We start from the raw sequence: 16,852 nt of genomic DNA on the forward strand, positions 1-16,852 counted from the left end.
GTTATAGAGGCTGTTGACCCTCTATTTTTTCAATTCATAGGTAATACCTAATCCGAGCACATTGGCGTTGTATAGGTTAACCCGATCAAAGATTAAGTCATTATAACTGAAAAACGTAGCATTGGCTCCGAGTTGTTCAGTGATCATATAAGTAGCACTTAGATTGATTGCAGTAAACTCGGTGCCTTCGCCTCGCACAAAATCAACCACTTCAGGATCACCAAAAGTGTCTTGAAACTGTATGGAAAGACTCAACCAAACTTTATCTGCAATATTTACTCCACCTTCAACACCGGCAATTAACTGGTCGTTGAAGGAAGTGCTTTCATATTCCGTTCGATAGTTGTAGGTACTGTAAGCCGAAATATAAACGGGCACAGGATAAAATGAATGCGAAGCCGCTAATGTCAGTCGATAATTCCATTCCCCATCACCAGTAGGTAAGTTCACTCTTGTATTCGCTATCTCAGTATTGCTGGCAAAATTATCAGCCTTGGCTAATGGAATATCAACAACCAAACCTATTGAAAGAGGAATTGTACCACCAAGCACTTTATATTTCAAACCGACTGGCAAATCTGCTATTCCCGATATAGTTTCTGTTGTTTCAAATGATTGAGATCTGAATGATGGGCCATGAGTAAGCAAGGTTATTTTGTCCGTAAGCCCATACTCTCCATAGATGCCGAAATTACTTTGACTAAACTCGGCAGTCGTGCGCTCTATTCCGTTTATATCGAAATATTTGTCCGAAGAACCTGTGGTGTAATTCACTTTAAAGAAATATTCCCCTTTCTTCATTGTCCAGCCACTCTGAGCATTTACTGAGCCGACTGAAATAAGTAGGGCCCCAAGAATTGGGGCAACGTACTTATTTATTAGAGCCTTTTTTAAACCAGTTACCATTAGTTCAATTCGGCATTACCAAACTGTACACCAACAGAGGTACACCATAATATCACGTGAGTGAATTTAGATTCTGCTGTTGGTTCTAGCTTAAAGAAGGCCTCGCCATTTTCATTTACTGAGCCTACTAGTCTCAAATCTGGATTTCCGTTCATGGGATCTGGGGTGTATACAACCGAAGTAGATAAATAAACCGCTACTGTCCCTGTGGCAACTGCGGTTTCAAAGTCAGAACCAAGTCTTAAAAATTGTACACCTTGTGTATCTGTTCCGATATCAACCGTACCAGAACTGTTTGTGCCACCTTCAGCAACAAAACTACCGGTTTGCTGAACAGTAAGGTTTCCTGTAGGTTGGCTGCTGTCAATAGTTATTGTCTCACTGTCATCATCACTGCAACCAACGAAAGCTACACTAAGGGCTAAAAAGAATACTGCTAATTTTTTCATGTCGTATTTGTTTTTGTTTGATACAAACTACGCCATGAGTTATCACGAAAAGATCACGAGGTTATAACGGAAAGTTAAAGTTTGTAGAAAATTCCTCCACCATAATTAGGTGATGCTAGCAAGTTTTGTCCACCCGTGGCGTAAGCAGCAGATAAAGTAATGCCAAAATGCTCTTTGATGGTATAACTAAACTCTGGACCGTAAGAAATGTATTCTACATTATTCCCAAATACTCCATTGCCAGCCCCACCACCGGAATCTCCATTATTGGTAGATTTAACCGCGTAAAGTTTAAATGCGGCATTAAAGTTTTTGAACACCGTATAACCGACCTCAAAACTGTATCTGAATTCATCTGAAAAACCATCCGTTCGGTTATTGTAGCCAACACCAAGTGATGTGTAGAGTGGAATGGGATAAAACGAATAACTGGCATCTGCAAATAGCATTTGATTGAATTCACCATCACCTGTTTGTAAAATTCTAGGTGCACCTGTATCTGTGGTGCCTTCAGCCGTTTTACCCAAGGGCAATCCAAAAGTCAGCGTAGTAGCAAAAGCTATTTTCTTACCAGGTGTCCAACCATATTTTATACCAAGATCAGTATCACCAAAAGAATTTAATTCGTCTCCCGGAATGACATTTCCCGATGGCTGAAATTCTTGCTCATTCAATGTACTACGTACAAAGAATGGAATATAGGCTATGGCAGTCAGCCGGTCTGTTATTCCGAATTCACCATAAAAGCTGGTGGTATACAAACTAATAGTGGTAATATCAATAATCTCACCCTCGAGATCATAAAACTTATCAGCTATGATAGCATTTTGACCTAACTTGAAATAGCCCTTCCCCTTTTCTTGCGGCCATCCGCCACCTGCGAACGTGAAATAGCTAGTTGATACGAAAATTAGTAATAGTGTTAATTTTTTCATGAGCTTATTTTTGAAAATCTGCTAAACCAAAAGTTATTGATGCTGGGAAACATAAAACAATTACATAGCGATAGGAATCTGATGCCACACTTGAATCTATCTCTGATACATTAAATGTTTTTCCTCCATTGGTGGTTATTTCGGCAAGTTGTAACCCCCCGCCTTTTGTTTCAGATCCTGACGTACTGTTTGATAAATAAATAAATGTACCCAGAGCAAACGATGTTCTAAAGTCATCACTTAGTGTAAGAATTAAATCTCCGTCATCATTAGTATCTAAAACGGCAGTTCCTTCTGCTATATAGCCGCTTCTTCCTTCAAATTGAGCTGTTAGTGCGTTTGATCCAACTTCAATTTCCAAAGGCACACTGCTAACACCATCTATTGTAGCAACAACTTCTACAACCCCATTTGATAATCCTTCCAATAAACCGGTATCATCAACTGTCGCGATGTTCTCATTATTTACACCCCAAGTAGCCGTACCGCCAGAAACTTCAACATCATTCAGATTCCATCCACTTGCCTCTAGTTGGATTGTCTCTCCAATACCAATTTTTGTTTTTGCGGGTTCTGTAATGAGCACCTTCACGATGTCATCAACACTTTCAGCAACGCTAATTAGAACACTTGGGCTCTCCACGCCATTAAATGTTGCTCTCACATTAGTTTGACCTTTGCTATTGGCCGTTATAAGTCCAGAGCTATTCGCACTAGCAACAGAGGTGTTATCAACAACCCAAGTTGGTTCAATACTCTCAGCCATTCCAATTTCATTTGTATATATAGCTGTTAGCTGCTCGGTCTCTCCAACCAACAATGTCACCAAGCGATCATCATCCTGGATAGTAAGTGTAGCCCCAACCTCGGGGTCATTCACTACATCAGTGCCGATGCAAGAACTTAATAACCCAACGACAAGTAAAAAAACTGTTTTTCTCATATCAAACATATTGAGGTAATTGAAATTTAAATGTAGTGCCTTGATTGATTCTGCTGGTCAATTCAATGGTAGCATCGTGTATTTCTAAAATTTTCTTCACGATAGCCAGGCCTAAACCCGTATTATTTTTATCCAGACTAATTCGTTTATCACCGATATGATATCTATCAAAAATAAACGGAATTTGCTCTTTAGGAATTCCCGGCCCGTTGTCAGATACCTTTATTTCTACATTCTGATCAGTATGATCAATTTGTAATGTTACCAGGCCGTGTCGAGGAGTAAATTTTAAGGCGTTGTCAATTAGGTTTTGCAGTACGCGCTCAATTAAGCTCACATCAGCAACTACCATCATGTTCGAATGGCTTGCCTCTGTACTTGCTTGAATAATAATGTCTTTCTCCTGAGCTAATACCTGATATTTATGCACTAAGTCATTTATTAGGTCTTGGATGTAAAATGGCTCTTTATTTGGCACCACTTGCTTCGCTTCCAGCTTAGAAAGCTCAAATAATTCATTTACAAGCTTTTTAAGCTTCTCAGTGCTTTCCAAAATGATGGTCAGATACTTTTCGCGTTCTTCTGTCGTCAGATGATCCTTTTTGATGATCAATGTTTCGATGTAGCCATGAATTACGGCAAGGGGGGTGCGCAAATCGTGAGAAACGTTTCCAACTAGTTCCCGTCTAAGGTTCTCCATAGATTTTAAGTCTTCAATGTTACCGACAATTGTGTCAGCCATTTCATTGAAGGCTATGGACAAATCATTTAGTCCACCATCCTTAATGACCTCCATTCTGGCACTCATTTCGCCATTTCGAAATCTATTGACAGTATCAATCAGTTTATTTAGGCTTTTTGTAATCAGCCATATCACAAAAATCCCTAACACAAGAGCACCGAATAACGAAATCAGCAAGGTTCGGCCTCCTAAAGTGGCGATATAGCTGTCTAAAACATAATCTGATACGGACTCATATTCTTCACTCGCCAACACCACATACACATAGCCTTCCAACTTTTCATCAACTCCAATTATTGGAGCTGCCGAAAAAACTTTCTGTTTATTGGGATTTCTGGGATCATCACCTACTACATATTGATTGCCCCTTGTCGCGATAAACTCTTTGACAGGATCCAGGTTAATGGAATCCATCTTTACTTTTTTATATGGCGCCACATAGCTCAATATTTTCCCATTTGGGTCAGTTAGATAAACTTCAACACTAGGATTAATGGCCATCATGTGATGCATAATATCGTGTGTAGCCTCTTCTGTGACTTCACCATTAATGAATGGTTTAACTTCTGAAATGATATGTTCTGCAATAGAGGCATTTAGTCTTTGATTTCTTTCCTGATAATACTGCTCTGCATATTCGGCTGTCACTGCCACAAACACAAACCCAACTACCAGGAGCAGACCAGCTACTGTCAAGCTTATTTTCCAGAAAAACGTAAGATTTTTCATGATACCGTATTAAATTCTAATTCATCATTAAAGCGATAACCTACACCCCAGGTAGTCAGGATATAAAGCGGGTTAGCCAAATCTTTTTCCACTTTTGCTCTCAAGCGATTAATATGTGAGTTAACAGTATGTTCATACCCTTCAAATTCATACCCCCAAATCAACGTCAATAACCGGTCTCGACTATAGCTCTTACCAGGGTTTGACGCCAGTAAGTACAGTAAATCGAATTCTTTAGGGGTTAATTCAATACGATCTGTACCGTCTAAAACTTTTCTTTTTGCATGATCAATAATCAGTGACCCCACTTTTAAAACCGCCTCTTCTTCGGGATCTTCTTTCGACATCTCCACACGTCTAAAAATTGCTTTTACCCTGGCAATGAATTCTCTCACGCTAAATGGTTTGGTCAAATAATCGTCAGCCCCTGTTTCAAGCCCCATAATTTTATCTATTTCCTCACTTCGTGCTGTCAACATTAAAATAGGGGTATGTATCTTTTGAGCTCGCAGGTCTCGGCATATTTCAAGGCCATCCTTATTTGGAAGCATGATATCCAGAATGATAAGATCATAAGACTCCCTAAGTGCCTGTGTGTAGCCCACCTTGCCATCCATGGCCATGGTAAGCTCACATCCGAGATCTTTTAAGTGAATTTCTAAAAGCTCTTTGATGTGTAAATCATCTTCTATGAGGAGGACTCTTTTCATTTTAATTACATCCAAAACGATACTCAAATGTATTTATCAAGTATCACGAAACTATCACGGTAACGATTTGTGGAATACTACGGCTAAATTATGGCAGGAAAAGTGGCTAAAAAGTCATTTGCCTGACTTGTGAAACTTTTGGCTATTGGAATAAGTTTATTTGTTAAATTTGAAACTATGTATGTATCATTTGACTCTATTTCGGACAGTGCAAGGTTGTGGGTGTATCAATCATCACGAGAACTTACGGTTGAAGAAATAGCTAAAATTGAACCCATGCTAGTGCAGTTCATTAATCAATGGACAGCCCATGGCAACAACTTACAGGCATCCTATAAAATATATTATAATCGTTTTGTAGTATTGGCAGTAGATGAAAACCTGCATAATGCAACTGGTTGTTCTATTGATTCATCAGTAAATTTTATCAGATCAATAGGCCAAAGCTTAAATGTTGATTTATTTGACAGAACCCAAATCGCATTTATTGAAAACGAAGATGTAAAAATAGAATCACTCAGTAATTTTAAAAACAAAGTAAAATCCGGAGAGCTCTCTAATGAAGTGAAAGTGTTTAACAATGCTATTTCGATAAAGGGTGAATTGAAAGATAAGTGGATTTTACCGCTGTCAGAAAGTTGGGCCGGCAGGTTTCTGCCTTCCACAGCAATCTAACAAAATTGTTTTTCGTTATCATTCAGGACTTGTAATTCATTATTATTGAAGTAGAATAATAACGCATGAACCGCATAACACAATTTTTGGTGGCACTGTTGCTACTCATTACTGCTTCTTGCAGTGTTTACAAAAAGGCGAATAAAGAATTTTCATTAGGTAGGTATCAAAACACCATTGATACATATAATAAGGTATTAGCCAAAAATCCGGATGACCCTGAGGCTAACTTCTTTGTGGCCGAAGCCTATCGTAAATCAAACAGGTTCTTTGAATCGGCTCCCTATTACGAAAAAGCTATGCTCAATGGAATGGAAAATGACTCCATTAGACTTCACTATGCCTTTGCTTTAAAATCGAGAGGTGAATACGAAAAAGCCAGGGAGGAGCTTGATAAATACTTAAAAACCGTTGATAATGAGGAATTTCAGGCGCGTGCAAGTGAAGAATTTGACAATCTGAACTATCTGGATGAGCTCAGGAAAAAGGAAAACTTTTTTAGGGTTAAAAACCTTTCAGCCATAAACTCATCGGCCGCAGAATACTCGCCTATCTATAATGATGGTAAATTATATTTTACCTCTAGCAGGGGAAATAACAAAATTTACTTAGCCACAGGCACGCCTTTTACTAACATTTATATGGCAGAAACAAACGGTGCCCGTGTAGATAGCACAAGTATAAAGTCTATCAGTGATTTAATTAACACTAACAACATTAATGAAGGCTCATTAACCTTTAGCCCTGATGGTAAAACAATGGTTTTCGCCAGAGGAAATTCAGGAAAAAGGAAAGGCACAGCCGATGTGAACCTTTTTATGTCAATTCTAAGAAATGGCCAGTGGACAGAGCCTCGCATGCTTAATATTAATAACCCTGGCTATTGGGATTCTTCACCTGCGTTTAGCAGAGATGGAAGAACACTCTATTTTGCCTCAAATCGCCCAGGTGGTTATGGTGGAGTAGATCTTTACAGCGCTAGAAGAAATGCAAGAGGCCGGTTTTATAAGGTCACCAATTTAGGCCCTGAATTAAATACTACAGGAAACGATATGTTCCCTTATGTTTCAGACGATGGCTATTTGTATTTTTCCAGTGATGGGCATCCCGGTTTTGGCGGTCTGGATTTATTTGTTGCCAAAAGAAGAAATGGTGTAACTACCGTTGAAAATCTAGGCGTTCCAATCAACTCCAATGCCGATGATTTCGGTATGTTCCTTTACAAAGCAGACAGAGGTTTTTTTACCTCTAACCGTGATGGTGGGGAAGGTGACGATGATATCTATACCTTCCTGAATGAAGACCCCGATCTGAAAATTGTGAACTACTATCTGGAAGGCGTTACCATGACGCATGATAACAATGATTCATTGCAGATATTAACTGGCGTTGATGTTCGCTTGCTAGATTACGATGGTAACGAATTGGATGAGGCAACTACCGGGGATGATGGCAAATTCTTATTCAGAGTATATGAGCATGAACATTACAACCTGGTTGCTAAAAAGACAGGTGGTAAGCAGCAATATTTAATTACAAGACAACCATTTACAACGGTTGGTAAATCAGCGGATCGTGATACGCTCACGTCACTTGTAACTGATGTGAAATTTGACACACTGCTTGTTTTGGAGAGACTAGAGAAGAACAAAGTATTTGTTCTTGAAAACATCTATTATGATTTGGATAGATATGAAATAAGGGATGATGCTGCCGCTGAATTGGACAAGCTCGTTACTATTTTAAAGGATAATCCTGAAATTAAAATTGAGCTGAGCTCACATACAGATGACAGGCAAACCGAGCAATATAACTTAAGGCTCTCTGAAAGGCGGGCTCAATCTGCTGTTGACTACATAGCTTCACAAGGAATCGAGAAATCGAGGCTGGTGGCACGCGGCTATGGTGAATCAAAGTTGATAATACAAAATGCTACTACCGAAGAACAACATCAGGTAAACAGAAGAACTGAATTCAAGATTTTAGAGGTGGGCAGAAGAAGCGATGGCGAAGATTTTGATGAAGACGATTACTTCGATGATACTGGTAATTAATCCAAACTAATTTTATTGAAACCAAACCCAACACTTATTATGAAAAACACACTTTTGGCTGTTTGTTCAGCCATGTTATTTATAGTTAGCTGTAATTCGAATAAAGAGATTGCAGAAAATAACGAGCCCGAAGGCATTTTCCCCTATCCAATACATCAGGATACCCTTGAAAATGGCTTGAATGTAGTAACTGTACCTTATGAAAGCCCAGGATTAGCTTCGTTTTATCTTGTGGTGAGAGCCGGAAGTAGAGATGAAGTAGAAGAAGGAAAAACAGGATTTGCCCATTTCTTTGAACACATGATGTTTCGTGGTACTGACAAGTATTCTAAAGAAGAATACAGTGAGGCCTTAAAAGCTATAGGTGCTGCGGCAAACGCAAATACCTGGTGGGATAGAACATTGTATCACATGACAGGTAATGCCGATATGCTGGATAAAATGTTTGAGCTTGAAGCTGACCGTTTTATGAATCTTAAGTACTCGAAAGAAGATTTTAAGGTGGAAGCTGGAGCTGTAAAAGGTGAATACACGAAGAATTACTCAAGCCCTTATAGCAAGCTGTATGAAAAAACGTACAACACTGCTTTTACTGAACACACCTACTCGCATACCACTATTGGTTTTTGGGAAGATGTGGTGGACATGCCTAACCAGTATGACTATTCTTTAGAGTTCTTCGATCGTTTTTACCGACCTGAATATACGACACTAATGGTAGTGGGTGATGTGAATAAAGAGGAAGTAATGGCGTTGGCTAAAAAATATTTTGGCGTTTGGAAAAGAGGGTCGTTCAAGCAGGAAATTCCACAGGAGCCTGAGCAGCAAGAAACTCGACATGCGCATATTAAGGAAGCTAACTTTCCTCCTGTACTGGGAATAAACTATAAAGGCCCTGCTTTCTCTGTTGAGAATAATGATATGGCCGTTTTAGATGTGATTGGAAACATGGCCTTTGCTGAAAAGTCTGACATCTACAAAAAATTAGTGATTGAAGATCAGAAAGTGAGAAGTCTCTCAGCAGGAGGTTTGAATATGGTTGACCCAGGCCTTTGGTCGGTAAATGCGGTATTGGTTGATAAAGGTGATATGAGTTATGTGAAGTCAGAAATTGATGCGCTGCTCGAAAAACTAAAAACCGAGCCCGTTGATTCTGTATTGTTGATGGAAACAAAAAGTAATATTAAATACAGCTATGCTATGAGTTTAGACAATCCATCGAGTATTGCCAACTCACTTTCTGGTTACATATGGTTAACAGGAGACCCAGCAGCTGTGAATAAAGCGTACCAGCAATATGAAGATGTAACAGCAGAAGATATTATGCGTGTTGCAAAAAAATATTTTGTTGATAAGCACTTAACAATCGGCACGATTACAGGTGATGAGCAATTACAAGTAGCTGAAATGTTAAACATTAATCTCTAAGCACTCATGAAAAAATTTATATACATCTTTCTAATACTTATTACTACAAAAACTTGGTCGCAAGAAGTGATTGAATTGCCAATGACTTCAACCAAGGTGGTGGTAAAATTTGCTTTCAAAAATGGCTCTATTACTGACCCTGAAGGAAAAGAAGGCTTGACAAACTTGACAGCTTCTGTTCTAACCCAATCAGGAAGTGATAAATACTCCAAGTCTCAAATAGATGATTTAATCTATCCAATGGCCGCACAATACGGTTCATTTACCGATAAAGAAATGACCACTTTTACCTTTCAGGTACACAAAGATTTTCTCGATAAGTTTTATGACATTTTCATAAGCTTATTGCTCAACCCAACATTCGATCAAAAAGATTTTGACAGGGTGAAGTCTAATACAGAAGTGTATGTGAAAGAGGTAATTAAAGCGAATTCTGATGAAGACTTTAGTAAGATGGCACTGGAAGAGCAACTTTTCGCAGGCACAGGCTATCAGCATATGAAAGCCGGTACGGTGAATGGGTTGGCAAATATTACCAGAGAAGATGTTGTTAATCACTTTAAGACGTTCTTTACTCGCAATAATGTAACTGTAGGTGTTGCCGGAAGCTACCCTGCATCTTTCGTTCAAAAAATAAAGGCTGACCTTAATAAGCTCTCCGATACCAAGCCAGAATTATCATCTTTAGAGGAAGTGAAAATGCCTGATGGAATTCGCGTTCAATTAGTACCTAAGCCAAACAATTTAGGGACTGCTGTGTATACTGGCTATCCTCTTGAAATTAACAGAGCTTCGAAAGATTGGCCTGCTATGTTGGTTGTTAATTCTTATTTAGGTGAGCACAGAAAGTCATATAGCAAGCTATATCAGTTAATCAGAGAGCAGCGATCTATGAATTATGGCGATTATACCTATATTGAATGGTATGAGAATGGTGGCAGTTACCAGCTGCCGTTAACCGGTTTCCCGAGAAGTCAGAATTACTTTGCCATTTGGTTAAGACCAGTACAAACTGCGATCAGTTTGAAAGGGCAATATCCTGAATTGAGTGACATAAAAATTGGGCACGCGCATTTTGCCTTAAGAATGGCCGTGAATGAAATCAATCGGGTTAAAACCGAAGGCTTAACACAAGAAGAATTTGATTTAACCCGCCAGTTTTTAAGAAGTTACATGAAGTTGTACATCCAAACTCCCGAGCGCCAATTGGGTTTCCTATTAGACTCTGAGTTTTATGGTATGGATAACTACATAGAACAGATGGATAAGAAGTTAGCTTCACTCACATTAGAAGGGGTGAATGCGGCAGCGGCTAAATATCTTCAAACGGATAACATGTATGTAACAATGATTACAGATACGCAAGAAGCTGAGCCTTTGAAGAAAAGTCTTATGAGTAATCAGGTTTCGCCAATGGCCTATTCAAATATTATCAAGGAAAGTTTGCCTGAGGAAGTGTTTGAACTCGATAAAGATGTTGAAGGTCTGAAATTGAACGTGAAGGATGTTCAAATTACTGAGCCAAAAGAATTGTTTGTAGATTAACTCTGAAAATATCGAATTAAGATAAAGGCTGCAGATGGCAGCCTTTTTATTGGATCATAGGTTTTAAAAAAACTACCCGATTCCATTGCCAGTTTTCTTATTTTTGCCCCACAATCATAAACCCATCATTTCATGAGCAATCGGTATGATCAACGCGGAGTTTCTGCTTCTAAAGAAGATGTTCACAATGCTATTAAAAACATTGACAAAGGCCTTTTCCCAAAAGCATTTTGTAAAATAGTTGAGGACTACCTTACTGGTGACCCTGACTATTGCACGGTGATGCATGCCGATGGTGCAGGTACAAAATCTTCACTAGCATATTTATACTGGAAAGAAACAGGCGACATATCCGTTTGGAAAGGCATAGCACAAGATGCCATTATCATGAATATTGATGATTTGATCTGCGTTGGGGCTACCAACAACATTTTACTTTCCTCCACTATTGGAAGAAATAAAAACGTAATACCCGGTGAAGTGATAGCGGCTATTATTAACGGAACAGAAGAAGTACTGGAAATGCTGAGAAACAATGGTGTAAACATCATTAGCACAGGTGGTGAAACCGCTGATTTAGGTGATTTAGTACGAACCATTGTAGTGGATAGCACAGTTACAGCTCGAATGAGACGTTCTGATGTGATAGATAATGCCAACATTCAGCCCGGAGATGTAATTGTTGGATTTGAATCTTACGGGCAGGCATCATATGAATCAGAATACAATGGTGGAATGGGAAGCAACGGCCTTACTTCTGCAAGGCACGATGTTTTCAATAAGATATACAGAGAAAAATACCCTGAATCATTTGATCCATCAGTACCGCAAGAATTAATTTACTCAGGAAGTAAAAAATTGACTGACAAAATTAAAGGTGTGCCTATAGATGCAGGTAAAATGGTGTTGGCGCCTACAAGAACCTACGCCCCTATTATGTCAGCTATACTAAAGGAATTTAGATCAGAGATCCACGGGGCTGTGCACTGCAGTGGTGGTGCTCAAACCAAAATACTTCATTTTGTAGACGACTTACATATTATAAAAGATAATCTTTTCGAAATCCCACCACTTTTCAGAACCATTCAAGAAGAAAGCGGGACAGATTGGAAAGAGATGTATAAAGTTTTCAATATGGGGCACCGGTTAGAGTTGTATGTACCTGAAGATATTGCTGACGAACTGATGGACATATCACAAGGATTTAATGTACGAGCCAAAGTAATAGGTCATGTTAAACCAAGTGATAAAAAGCAGGTTACCGTAAAAAGTGAAATGGGTGAGTTTATTTATAATTAGCCCTACCTCTTATCCTTATTAAGTGTCCTTTTACAGAGTATAAATCAATATAATTTCACCTATATCTATTTGTTAACAACTAGATTTTTTAGTTTGCATCCAAATAAAATATCAAAGTATGAATTATAAAATATTTGTTTTTCTATTAGCCATTGCGGCTTGTAATTCAAAAAGCGAAATGTCAGAAGAAACAAACAAGGCTGATGAGGTAATCCCGGTAAAAGATCCTCATTCATTTGCTCTTCCTAGCGAGTCTGTTATAAAACACCTGAGCTGGAATGCTGAAGTAGATTTTGAAAAGAAAACTATCAGTGGTGTAGCTACTTTCAATTTAAAAAATGACGCTGATGCTAATAAATTAGTGTTGGATACAAAGGAATTAAATGTTACCAAAGTAACAGATGCTAACGGCAATGATCTGGAATTTAACCTGGGCGAAAAAGTAGATCACCTGGGCTCACCATTAGAAATAAAAATTGCACCTGAAACAACTACTGTTGCTATACATTATAGCACCTCACCAGGAGCTGAGGCTTTACAGTGGTTAGACCCTGTGCAGACTGCAGATAAAAACTCTCCTTTCCTGTTTACTCAATCTCAGGCAATACTTGCCAGAAGCTGGGTTCCCGTTCAGGATTCACCAGGTATACGATTTACCTATGAAGCTGAAGTAACCGTGCCAAAAGGCTTGATGGCTTTAATGAGTGCCGAAAACCCTACAGAAACAAATGAGACCGGAGTTTATACATTTAAGATGGATCAAGCTATTCCTGCCTATTTGCTTGCTCTTGCGGTTGGCGAGCTAGAATTCAAACGAATTGGTGCACGTTCAGGAGTATATGCAGAACCATCTGTAGTAGAGAAAGCTGCATACGAGTTTGGTGAGTTGGAGGAGATGATTAGCGCGGCTGAAGAACTTTATGGTCCGTACCAATGGGAAGAATATGACATTATTGTATTACCTCCAAGTTTCCCTTTTGGTGGAATGGAGAACCCCCGTTTAACGTTTGCTACACCAACAATTCTTGCTGGCGACAGATCTTTAACTTCTCTGGTTGCACATGAGCTTGCTCACTCATGGTCTGGTAATTTAGTAACCAATGCCACCTGGAACGATTTCTGGCTAAATGAAGGCTTCACTGTGTATTTTGAGCAGAGAATTATGGAAAAGCTTTACGGCAGAGCTTATTCCGAAATGTTGGCGTCACTATCAGCTCAGGATTTGAAAACGGAGATTCAGGATATGATTGCTAACGGTTCGGAAAATGATACCAGACTGAAGCTTGAATTGGAAGGCCGTAATCCCGATGATGGTGTTACCTCGATAGCTTATGATAAAGGTTATTTATTCCTTAGAAGCATTGAAGAAGAAGTGGGCAGAGAGCGATTTGATGCTTTCCTAAAAATGTATTTTAATGATAATGCCTTTGAAGGAATGACTACCGAAGGTTTCCTCGAGAGATTAGAAAACGACTTGTATAAGAAGAACAACCTTACATTCAACAAAGAAAAAGCTGAACAGTGGATTTACCAATCAGGTTTACCTGAAAATGCACCTGCTCCACAATCAGACAAGTTTGCTTTGGTAGATGCAGAATGGGAAAAGCTGAAAGCTGGAAGCACTCCATTAGATCTTAATACTTCAGAATGGTCTTCTCACGAGTGGTTGCATTTTGTAAGGAGTATTCCAGAAGAATACACAGCAGAGCAAATGAAAATGCTAGATACAGCATTTAAATTCACAAATACCGGTAATTCCGAAGTACTTACAGCGTGGTTGGTAAAAAGTATTAGCAAAGATTACACACCAGCATATAACAGACTGGAAGAATTTTTAGTAAACACAGGAAGAAGAAAGTTTTTAATGCCTCTTTACGAAGAGATGATTAAAACAGATAAGGGTACGGCCATGGCAAAAGATATTTATGCTAAGGCAAGACCTAATTATCATTTCGTTTCAACTAATTCCATTGATGCGTTGTTAAAAGACAAATAGAAAATTATGGCGAAAATTACTTTAGGTGGCAAACCCACCAATACAAACGGAGAATTACCTAAAAAAGGAACCAAAGCTCCTGATTTTACACTTGTTAAAAATGATTTATCTGAAGCTTCTTTAAGCGACTATAAAGGGAAGAAAGTGATCCTTAACATTTTTCCAAGTGTTGATACTGGAGTTTGTGCTACTTCCGTAAGAAAGTTTAATGAGAAGGCGGCTTCACTAGACAACACAGTTGTATTATGCATTTCTAAAGACTTGCCTTTTGCACAATCTCGTTTTTGCGGTGCAGAAGGCATCGAAAATGCTATTACACTATCAGGCTTTAGAAATGATACGTATTCAAAAGATTACGGTGTGGAATTAGTAGATGCCGGCTTTAAAGGACTGAATGCGAGAGCTGTTGTGGTTGTTGGAGAAGATGGTTTAGTGAAACACTCGGAACTAGTACCTGAAATAGGGCAAGAGCCTAATTATGATGCAGCTTTAGCGGCTCTTTAATATCTTAATAGAATAAATTGAGAATGAAGCCTGCCTTAATCGGTGGGCTTTTTTTCTTCTGCGATCGGCAGGGTAATTGTTATTTTGGTTCCAGCCCCAAACTCACTTTCAATATCAATTTTGCCATCTAGCCTTTCTATCGATTGTTTAACAATATACATCCCTAGACCAGAACCATCAGATTGCTCAGTGGCTCTATAAAACATATCAAACACCTTATTAAGGTACTCATTAGATATTCCTATGCCATTATCCTCAAAAATAATCTTCACACTTTTCTTTAATACCTTAATGGTGATATCCAGCTTATTTTCCTTAAGCTCTGGATTTCTGTATTTAATTGCATTAGAAAGAATATTGCCCAGCACAATTTTTAAGCGGAGTTTATCCGTTACTACTTTTTCAAGTTCACCAGTCACTTTCGTGTTGATTCGCATGTTCTGAAAGCCTTCGAGAAATTCAAGGCCTTCGATACTATCATCTATAAGTTCTTTAATATTAACACGCTCATACTGCAAGCCCATTCTGCTGGCTCTGGAGTAATTGAGCATGGATTTAATGAACTCGTCCATTTTAAGGATGCGATCCTCAATTTTTAAAATGTAATCATCAGAAGCCTGCTCATGCTCTAACTTGTAAAGATTTACAAGCCCTAAAATAGAGCGGAGTGGAGATCTTAAATCATGGGAGGTTCTATACACCAACTGATCGAGCTCAAAATTTCTATCAGATAATTCCTCTAATGTTTTTACAAGGCTTAAACTATTAGATCGCAGTGCTTCATTAGACTCTTCCAACTCTTTTTCCTGTGCGGCCAATTCCTCATTTCGTTGTAAAAGCTCTGCATTTAGTTTATTCAGCTTCTCCTGATAAATCTTTTGTTCTGTGATATCTCGAACGGCACCATCATATATTTCATTGCCATCTTCATCGGTGGTGAGTCTGTAGGTGTTTAATCCCCAAAAGGTAGACCCATCTTTTCTTTTAAAAAGAGTTTCTTCATTAGATCTGGAATGATCTTCAATTAGCGTTTGAATCGGCTCTTCCCTCGAAGTGGGGTCAGCATACAGGTTAATAGATTTAACAGCCAGAATTTCCTCAGGGCTTTCATAGCCAAACATTTTGGAAAATGCTTTATTTACATAAATCAAACCGCCCTTTTTGTAACTTCGGTAAATGCCTTCAGAGAGGTTGGTGTTAATAGATTCAAGTAAGCGCTGACTTTCAAGAATCTTTCTTTGTATTTTCTTCTCTTCGGTAATATCACGTATTGCCCCATCAAAAACGGCATCGCCATTGTCATCTTTCGTCAGGTAATAGCTGTTTAACCCCCAGAAAGTAGAGCCATCTTTTCGCTTATAGAGCACTTCCTGGTTAGAACGGTATTTATCTTTTTGTATGGATGAAGTTAGTCCCTTTCTTGATTTTGGGTCAGCGTATAATTCCGATGATGGAACACTTAGCATTTCCTCCACGCTATCGTAGCCAAACATTCTAACAAATGATTGATTTACATAAACTAACCCTCCGATAGCATGGCTTCTGTAAATACCTTCTGATAAGTTAGTATTAATGGAGGTAATCAGTTCTTTAGTTTGTGTAATTTCCTTTTGCGAAGCGACCAGCTCATCGTTTGATTTCTGAAGTTCCTTTTCCTTTTGAGCCAATTCCTTGTTCTGCTTCATCAGCTGATCGTTCAGCTCTTTGAGCTTCTCATTCACTCCATGTTCGTTGTCTAATGACTCCACAGAATCTATAGCCTCGTCCAACGGCATGTTCACGTTATTTTGTAGGTATCTGATAGCCTGTAGTTTATTACCAATTGCTATCAGTTGTTCAACTTTTGCCAGGTGGGGTTTAGAAATACGCACACAGTAATATACTATATTTCAATTAAAATAGTAGGCGTAATTTTTTCAATTTATAAATTGACGGGG

Annotated in this window: 14 protein-coding genes; 7 read left to right on the plus strand and 7 right to left on the minus strand. The window is 38.7% G+C overall.

Annotated elements, in window-relative coordinates:
• Nucleotides 1-21: 21 nt before the first annotated feature.
• From RLO81_RS15805 to RLO81_RS15830, 6 genes are all read right to left on the minus strand, one after another.
• Entirely contained in the window at nucleotides 22-906 is an 885-nt protein-coding gene (locus RLO81_RS15805) for a hypothetical protein (protein WP_350113764.1), read from the minus strand.
• Nucleotides 906-1,355 (minus strand): DM13 domain-containing protein, encoded by a 450-nt coding sequence (locus RLO81_RS15810; protein ID WP_350113767.1) that lies wholly within the window; start codon nucleotides 1,353-1,355, stop codon nucleotides 906-908. Before RLO81_RS15810 ends, RLO81_RS15805 begins: the two co-directional genes overlap by 1 nt.
• A gap of 74 nt (nucleotides 1,356-1,429) precedes the next feature.
• On the minus strand, nucleotides 1,430-2,290 hold the full coding sequence (locus RLO81_RS15815; RefSeq protein WP_350113770.1) for a hypothetical protein: 861 nt from the start codon (nucleotides 2,288-2,290) through the stop codon (nucleotides 1,430-1,432).
• A gap of 4 nt (nucleotides 2,291-2,294) precedes the next feature.
• Nucleotides 2,295-3,233 carry an Ig-like domain-containing protein gene (locus tag RLO81_RS15820; RefSeq protein ID WP_350113773.1) on the minus strand — a complete coding sequence of 313 codons (939 nt, stop codon included), beginning with the start codon at nucleotides 3,231-3,233 and terminating at the stop codon, nucleotides 2,295-2,297.
• A 1-nt stretch (nucleotide 3,234) separates the two neighbouring features.
• Nucleotides 3,235-4,704, minus strand: coding sequence for a sensor histidine kinase (locus RLO81_RS15825; RefSeq protein ID WP_350113776.1), 1,470 nt, complete (start codon nucleotides 4,702-4,704; stop codon nucleotides 3,235-3,237).
• Nucleotides 4,701-5,414, minus strand: a complete 714-nt coding sequence (locus RLO81_RS15830) for a response regulator transcription factor (protein ID WP_350113779.1) — start codon at nucleotides 5,412-5,414, stop codon at nucleotides 4,701-4,703. The genes RLO81_RS15825 and RLO81_RS15830 overlap by 4 nt, the downstream gene beginning before the upstream one ends.
• 177 nt (nucleotides 5,415-5,591) lie before the next feature.
• Here RLO81_RS15830 and RLO81_RS15835 point away from each other — a divergent pair, with 177 nt between their 5' ends.
• The 7 genes from RLO81_RS15835 (at nucleotide 5,592) to tpx (ending at nucleotide 14,915) form a co-directional block, all read left to right on the plus strand.
• A complete protein-coding gene (locus RLO81_RS15835; protein WP_350113781.1) occupies nucleotides 5,592-6,089 on the plus strand; it encodes a hypothetical protein in 498 nt (165 codons plus the stop codon).
• A 65-nt stretch (nucleotides 6,090-6,154) separates the two neighbouring features.
• The gene (locus RLO81_RS15840; RefSeq protein ID WP_350113784.1) at nucleotides 6,155-8,143 is read left to right on the plus strand and encodes a CHU_0125 family OmpA-like outer membrane integrity protein; all 1,989 of its coding nucleotides are present in this window, start codon (nucleotides 6,155-6,157) and stop codon (nucleotides 8,141-8,143) included.
• Nucleotides 8,144-8,182: 39 nt separating this feature from the next.
• Nucleotides 8,183-9,571 carry a M16 family metallopeptidase gene (locus RLO81_RS15845; protein WP_350113787.1) on the plus strand — a complete coding sequence of 463 codons (1,389 nt, stop codon included), beginning with the start codon at nucleotides 8,183-8,185 and terminating at the stop codon, nucleotides 9,569-9,571.
• A 6-nt stretch (nucleotides 9,572-9,577) separates the two neighbouring features.
• Nucleotides 9,578-11,116, plus strand: a complete 1,539-nt coding sequence (locus tag RLO81_RS15850) for a M16 family metallopeptidase (protein ID WP_350113790.1) — start codon at nucleotides 9,578-9,580, stop codon at nucleotides 11,114-11,116.
• Nucleotides 11,117-11,248: 132 nt separating this feature from the next.
• Nucleotides 11,249-12,415, plus strand: coding sequence for an AIR synthase related protein (locus tag RLO81_RS15855; protein WP_350113793.1), 1,167 nt, complete (start codon nucleotides 11,249-11,251; stop codon nucleotides 12,413-12,415).
• Nucleotides 12,416-12,533: 118 nt separating this feature from the next.
• Nucleotides 12,534-14,411: a M1 family metallopeptidase gene (locus RLO81_RS15860; protein ID WP_350113796.1), complete on the plus strand. Its 1,878-nt coding sequence runs from the start codon at nucleotides 12,534-12,536 to the stop codon at nucleotides 14,409-14,411.
• 6 nt (nucleotides 14,412-14,417) lie between these two features.
• Nucleotides 14,418-14,915 carry a thiol peroxidase gene (tpx, locus tag RLO81_RS15865; RefSeq protein WP_350113799.1) on the plus strand — a complete coding sequence of 166 codons (498 nt, stop codon included), beginning with the start codon at nucleotides 14,418-14,420 and terminating at the stop codon, nucleotides 14,913-14,915.
• 35 nt (nucleotides 14,916-14,950) lie between these two features.
• On the opposite strand, the gene RLO81_RS15870 is transcribed toward tpx, so the two are convergent.
• Nucleotides 14,951-16,786 (minus strand): PAS domain S-box protein, encoded by a 1,836-nt coding sequence (locus RLO81_RS15870; protein WP_350113801.1) that lies wholly within the window; start codon nucleotides 16,784-16,786, stop codon nucleotides 14,951-14,953.
• Nucleotides 16,787-16,852 lie beyond the last annotated feature (66 nt).

This window comes from Fulvivirga sp. (genome assembly GCF_040220315.1).
GTDB lineage: Bacteria > Bacteroidota > Bacteroidia > Cytophagales > Cyclobacteriaceae > Fulvivirga.